This is a genomic window from Adlercreutzia caecimuris B7, assembly GCF_000403355.2.
GTDB lineage: Bacteria > Actinomycetota > Coriobacteriia > Coriobacteriales > Eggerthellaceae > Adlercreutzia > Adlercreutzia caecimuris.
Genome location: NZ_KE159646.1, coordinates 244349 through 245586 on the forward strand (window position 1 = coordinate 244349; position 1238 = coordinate 245586).

Below are 1238 nucleotides of genomic sequence, written 5' to 3' on the forward strand. Positions count from 1 at the left end.
ACGCCAAGAAGGTCAGGATCACCAAGATCAGGGGCGGCTGGGGCTACGTGAGGGGCGGCGGCTGGGTCAATCTCGCCTATGCCAAGCGCGTCTAGGGTTGAGGGGCGAAGCGCTTCTGGGTTTCGTTTGCCGAGTGTGCAAGGAGCAGAAATGAACAAGACACTCAGACTCGTTCTCGTCATCGCCCTCGCTGCGGCGATGGTTCCCGTCCCGGCGTTGGGCGAGGAGGCGGAGGCAGAATACGATCGGGGCACGGGCCAGCAGGCGAGCAGCTGGCGCTTCGTCGATGGCGTGCTGGCAGAGCCGGTATCTTCCGCCGAAGCGCCGGAGGGAGAAGACGGGCCAGATGGGGGCATTGCTCCTCTGGCGGCCTGGGAGGATGTGCCCGTCGACGGGGCGTCTGTGGCGAACACCTGGACGTGCGCCAATACCAAGGACAACTACACGCTGCGCTTCAAACCCACGGACGAGGACACGATCGTCTCAGTGCCCGGCACGCTTGCCGTGGGCATCGACGTCTCCGAACACAACAACGACCCCGGCGGCCGCGCTGCCGGTCCCATCGACTGGAATCAGGTGAAGGCCGACGGCGTCACCTTCGCCATCATTCGCTGCGGCTATGGGAGCGATTACGCCGACCAGGACGACGACTGGTTCGCCTCCAACTACGAAGGCGCTCGCGCTGCCGGCCTCGACGTAGGCGTCTACCTGTATTCCTACGCGCCCAAAGCTGCCGGCGCAGCGCCCTCGGCGCAAAGCGAGGCCCAGCACGTGCTGCGCGTTCTGCGGGAAAACGATATCGAGCCGGCCGATCTGGCCTACCCGGTATACCTCGATCTGGAGGATTTCTCCCAAACGACGCTGAAGAGGGGTGTGCTGGGCGACATCGCCACCACGTTCTGCAGCACCATTGCCGCTGCTGGCTACTCGGTGGGCATCTACGCGAACCAGTACTGGTTCGACTCGGTTCTGAAAGACGATCACGCCGTCTTCGACCCGGACACCATGGCGGCTAACGGTTGGTCGCGGTGGGTGGCGCGCTATTCCAACGGCACGAGCAGCTCTGAAGTGGCCAACACCGACATTTGGCAGTTCACGCCCATTGGTAAGGTCAACGGTACACCTAAGACCTATTGCGATGTGAACTTCGCTTACCGGGAGGCCTCGGCCACTGCGGTGCGTCCGACAAGCTATCAGGTCGTCTACAAGCTCAACGGCGGCAAGAACCATGCGTCGAA

At 63.1% G+C, this 1238-nt stretch carries 1 protein-coding gene; it reads left to right on the forward strand.

Annotation, left to right across the window (positions count from 1 at the left end; genetic code table 11):
• Nucleotides 1–150: 150 nt before the first annotated feature.
• Nucleotides 151–1238, forward strand: a 1088-nt coding sequence (locus C811_RS15660) for a glycoside hydrolase family 25 protein (protein WP_016308444.1), incomplete at its 3' end; no start/stop codon positions are given.